The organism is Pseudomonas sp. R62 (assembly GCF_000257605.1).
Lineage (GTDB): Bacteria > Pseudomonadota > Gammaproteobacteria > Pseudomonadales > Pseudomonadaceae > Aquipseudomonas > Aquipseudomonas atacamensis.
Genome location: NZ_JH635999.1, coordinates 2,215,467 through 2,219,788, shown reverse-complemented (window position 1 = coordinate 2,219,788; position 4,322 = coordinate 2,215,467). Strand labels below are relative to the sequence as shown.

General features: G+C 60.4%; 2 protein-coding genes and 2 pseudogenes. 2 read left to right on the top strand and 2 right to left on the bottom strand.

Annotated features, from left to right (window positions below; genetic code table 11):
* Positions 1-579 (bottom strand): annotated as a pseudogene (locus OQK_RS27760) (carbon-nitrogen hydrolase family protein); the annotation flags it as partial.
* Between the two features lie 208 nt (positions 580-787).
* On the opposite strand from OQK_RS27760, the gene OQK_RS27755 reads away from it, so the two are divergent.
* Positions 788-2,827 carry an NADPH-dependent 2,4-dienoyl-CoA reductase gene (locus tag OQK_RS27755; protein ID WP_016775330.1) on the top strand — a complete coding sequence of 680 codons (2,040 nt, stop codon included), beginning with the start codon at positions 788-790 and terminating at the stop codon, positions 2,825-2,827.
* Between the two features lie 125 nt (positions 2,828-2,952).
* Positions 2,953-3,876, top strand: a complete 924-nt coding sequence (locus OQK_RS27750) for a 1-aminocyclopropane-1-carboxylate deaminase/D-cysteine desulfhydrase (RefSeq protein WP_016775329.1) — start codon at positions 2,953-2,955, stop codon at positions 3,874-3,876.
* A gap of 217 nt (positions 3,877-4,093) precedes the next feature.
* On the opposite strand, the pseudogene OQK_RS31795 reads toward OQK_RS27750, so the two are convergent.
* Positions 4,094-4,322: pseudogene (locus OQK_RS31795) on the bottom strand (hypothetical protein); the annotation flags it as partial.

Below are 4,322 nucleotides of genomic sequence, written 5' to 3'. Positions count from 1 at the left end.
GCCGTCGCGGATGCTTGGCTCCGGCAGCACGATGGAGCCGGCCACCAGGGTGACCTGGAACTCCTTGGCCAGACCGCCGAACAGCGCCTGGTAATCCTTGGCCATGGCCTTCGCTTTCATCCGCAGATAAGCATCGTTCAGACGTTGCTCGCCCTTGGCCCGCAGCCACGCTCGGGCGAACAACAGCGGATTGCTCGCCGCCAGCCAGTTCATTGCTTCCGCCAGCGTTGGCGCCTGATAAAGCTCGTCTTTCTCGCCGCTGATCATCAGCCAGGTGCCGACGTGCTCGGGCAATACCACCACGGTTTTTTCGTTGAGCAAGCCCTGATCGCGGGCCTGCTGCAGGTACGCCGCAAGCTTGCGGTGCAGGCGTGCGGAACTTTGGTAATCGGTGGGGAACAGTTCGGGCTGAATGCCGAGCAGATTGCCACGGTCGCCGGGCGTGCCCTGATTGACGGCGAGCTTGATGCGCAGGTCCGACAGGTAATGTCCCGCCGGCCGGTCTGCCGCCCACATGGCGTAGGTGGTCAGGGCGGCAATGAGGGCCATGGAGAAAAGCAGATACAGAAGTTTGCGCATGAAAACCAACAACAGCCGGGTACAGAGTGTGGCGCCTAGGGTAGGGCCCATGGCCCTGATTGCCAAGGGGCGCTGCGCATTTGGATCAATAACTTGTCAGTTACGGTCATTGAGTGACAGCGGTGCGACTCTTAGTCTGTCGAACATGACTGACGGGGGACGCAGAGCTCCCGCAACTTTTCCGTGATCGCTCGTTGTGGAGTTACCGATGACCGCCGCTCATTACCCGCATTTGCTGGCCCCGCTGGACCTGGGATTCACCACGCTGCGCAACCGTACCCTGATGGGCTCGATGCACACCGGCCTCGAAGAAAAGCCGGGTGGCTTCGAGCGCATGGCGGCTTACTTCGCCGAACGTGCCCGTGGCGGTGTCGGCCTGATGGTCACCGGCGGCATCGGCCCGAATGCCGAGGGCGGCGTGTATTCCGGCGCGGCCAAGCTCACTACCGAGGAAGAGGCGCTCAAGCACCGCATCGTCACTCGCGCGGTGCACGAGGCGGGCGGCAAGATCTGCATGCAGATTCTCCACGCGGGGCGTTACGCCTACAGCCCGAAACAGGTAGCGCCGAGCGCGATTCAGGCGCCGATCAACCCGTTCAAGCCCAAAGAGCTGGACGAAGAGGGCATCGAAAAGCAGATCAGCGATTTCGTCACCTGCTCGGTATTGGCGCAAACCGCCGAATACGACGGCGTCGAAATCATGGGCTCGGAAGGTTACTTCATTAACCAGTTCCTCGCCGCGCACACCAACCACCGCACCGACCGCTGGGGTGGCAGCTACGAAAACCGCATGCGCCTGCCGGTAGAAATTGTCCGTCGTGTGCGCGAAGCGGTCGGGCCGAATTTCATCATCATCTTCCGCCTGTCGATGCTCGATCTGGTCGAAGGTGGCAGCACCTGGGATGAAATCGTCATGCTGGCCAAAGCCATCGAACAGGCTGGTGCGACCATCATCAACACCGGTATCGGCTGGCACGAAGCGCGGATTCCGACCATCGCCACCAAGGTTCCGCGTGCAGCGTTCAGCAAGGTCACGGCCAAGTTGCGCGGCTCGGTGAGCATTCCGCTGATCACCACCAACCGCATCAACACCCCGGAAATTGCCGAGCAGATTCTTGCCGAAGGCGATGCCGACATGGTTTCCATGGCCCGCCCATTCCTCGCCGATCCGGACTTCGTCAACAAGGCCGCCGCAGGGCGTGCCGACGAAATCAACACCTGCATCGGCTGCAACCAGGCGTGCCTCGACCACACCTTTGGCGGCAAGCTCACCAGTTGCCTGGTCAACCCGCGTGCCTGCCACGAAACCGAACTCAATTACCTGCCGGTGCAGCAGATCAAGAAAATCGCCGTGGTCGGTGCCGGCCCTGCCGGTTTGTCCGCCGCCACCGTGGCCGCCGAGCGCGGTCATCAGGTGACGCTGTTCGATTCGGCCAGCGAGATCGGCGGGCAGTTCAACATTGCCAAGCGCGTACCGGGCAAGGAAGAGTTTTTCGAAACTCTGCGCTACTTCAACCGCAAGCTGCAAACCACCAATGTCGAGGTGTGCCTGAACACCCGCGTCGACGTGGCCAAGTTGGTTGAGGGCGGTTACGACGAGATCATCCTCGCCACCGGTATCGCCCCGCGCGTGCCGGCGATTCCGGGCGTCGAAAATGCCAAGGTCCTGAGTTATCTGGACGTGATCCTCGAGCGCAAGCCGGTCGGCAAGCGTGTCGCGGTGATCGGTGCTGGCGGGATCGGTTTCGATGTCTCGGAATTTCTCGTTCATCAAGGCGTGGCCACCAGTCTGGATCGCGCGGCGTTCTGGAAAGAGTGGGGCATCGACACGCAACTGGAGGCCCGTGGTGGTGTGGCGGGCATCAAAGCGGCGCCGCATGCGCCGGCCCGTGAGGTGTTCCTGTTGCAGCGCAAGAAAACCAAGGTCGGCGACGGTCTGGGTAAAACCACCGGCTGGATTCACCGCACCGGTCTGAAGAACAAGCAGGTGCAGATGCTCAACAGCGTCGAATACCTGAGCATCGATGACCAAGGCTTGCACATTCGCATCGGCGAATCCGGCGAGCCGCAACTGCTGGCAGTGGACAACATCGTGATCTGCGCGGGGCAGGATCCGTTGCGTGAATTGCACGATGGTCTGGTTGAAGCCGGGCAGAACGTGCACTTGGTCGGCGGCGCGGATGTGGCTGCGGAGCTGGACGCCAAGCGCGCGATCAATCAGGGTTCGCGGCTGGCGGCTGAGTTGTAAACACATTCTGTAGGAGCTGCCGAAGGCTGCGAACTGTTGATCCTGATTTCAAAAGCAAGATCAAAAGATCGCAGCCTGCGGCAGCTCCTACTAGTATGTGGTCTTTTCCAGATTGTGCAGTGCCCATGCTTTTGCCTCCCCCCGACTGGCTAGCCCAAGCCCCCCTCGAACCGCTCCGTCTTGAATGGCTGGCAGACGCCGGCATCGAGGTCGCGATCCTGCGCCTGGACCGCATCGACCCGCTGATCAGCGGCAACAAGTGGTTCAAACTCGTTGAACATCTCAAAGCCGCCGAGCGTGCCGGCGCCGAGGGCATCATCAGCCTTGGCGGTGCGCATTCCAATCACCTGCACGCGCTGGCGGCGGCGGGCAAGCGGCTGGGATTCAAAACCGTGGGGCTGCTGCGCGGGCACCCGCAGGACACGCCGACAGTGCGGGATCTGCAAACGTTCGGCATGCAGTTGCATTGGCTCGGTTACGCCGGCTACCGCGCGCGGCACGAAGCGGGATTCTGGGTGCCATGGCAAGCGCAATTTCCGACGCTGCATGCGGTGCCCGAGGGCGGTGGTGGACTGGCCGGCGCCTTGGGTTGCGCAGCGATCAGGCAGCAGGCCGAAGAGCAATTAGCCAAGCTGGGCTGGAATGATTTCGACGCCTGGTGGCTGGCCTGTGGCACCGGCACGACACTGGCCGGACTGGCGCTCGCCGAGCAAGGCAAGCGCGTGGTGTACGGTGCTCTGGCAGTGCCGGATGATCACGGCGTAGCACCGAACATCGAGTCGATCCTCGCGCACGCCACCGAGCCTGCGGCGGACTATCAACTGATCGATGCCAGCCGTGGTGGTTTCGCCAAAGTTGACCAGGCGTTGCTGACCTTCATCGATCAGACCGAGCAAACCAGCGGCATCCCTTTGGAACCGCTGTACACCGGCAAGGCCTTGCTGGCGCTCAAGCAGCATGTCGAGTCAGGCGAATTCGCGGTCGGCACGCGTCTGGTCTTTGCCCACACGGGTGGCCTGCAGGGACGGCGCGGATTTGCAGCGATGTAGCCGATGGTCGCGATCAATACATGCCAACCTTCGGCGTGATGATATTTGCAATCAATCGAAGTGCAAGTTTTACGGTTTATGACTTATATTTATTGAAAGTTATTGTTGTACGTTGGTCTGCGCAGCGTAACTCTATGTTGTTTATATCTTGTGGTTTCTTTTTGTTTGAATAGTTTGTTGTGCGTGATTATTGTCGGCTCGGCTCTTTAGTTTGTTATTAAAGATCAAAACTATTTATCAATTTGAGTGTGAATATGAAAAGTCCGATCTCGAAGCCTCGCCCTACTACCACTACGTCAAAGCCGGTAACACCAACAAAGCCAGTTGCGCCAACCAAACCAGTTGCGCCAACCAACCCAGTAATTCCAACCAAGCCAGTGGCGCCGACCAAGCCGGTAGCGCCGACCAAGCCAGTGGCGCCGACCAAGCCGGTAGCGCCGACCAAG

Coding starts and splice junctions, on each gene's coding strand:
- OQK_RS27755 (WP_016775330.1), top strand. CDS start 788: ATGACCGCCGCTCATTACCCGCATTTGCTGGCCCCGCTGGACCTGGGA.
- OQK_RS27750 (WP_016775329.1), top strand. CDS start 2,953: ATGCTTTTGCCTCCCCCCGACTGGCTAGCCCAAGCCCCCCTCGAACCG.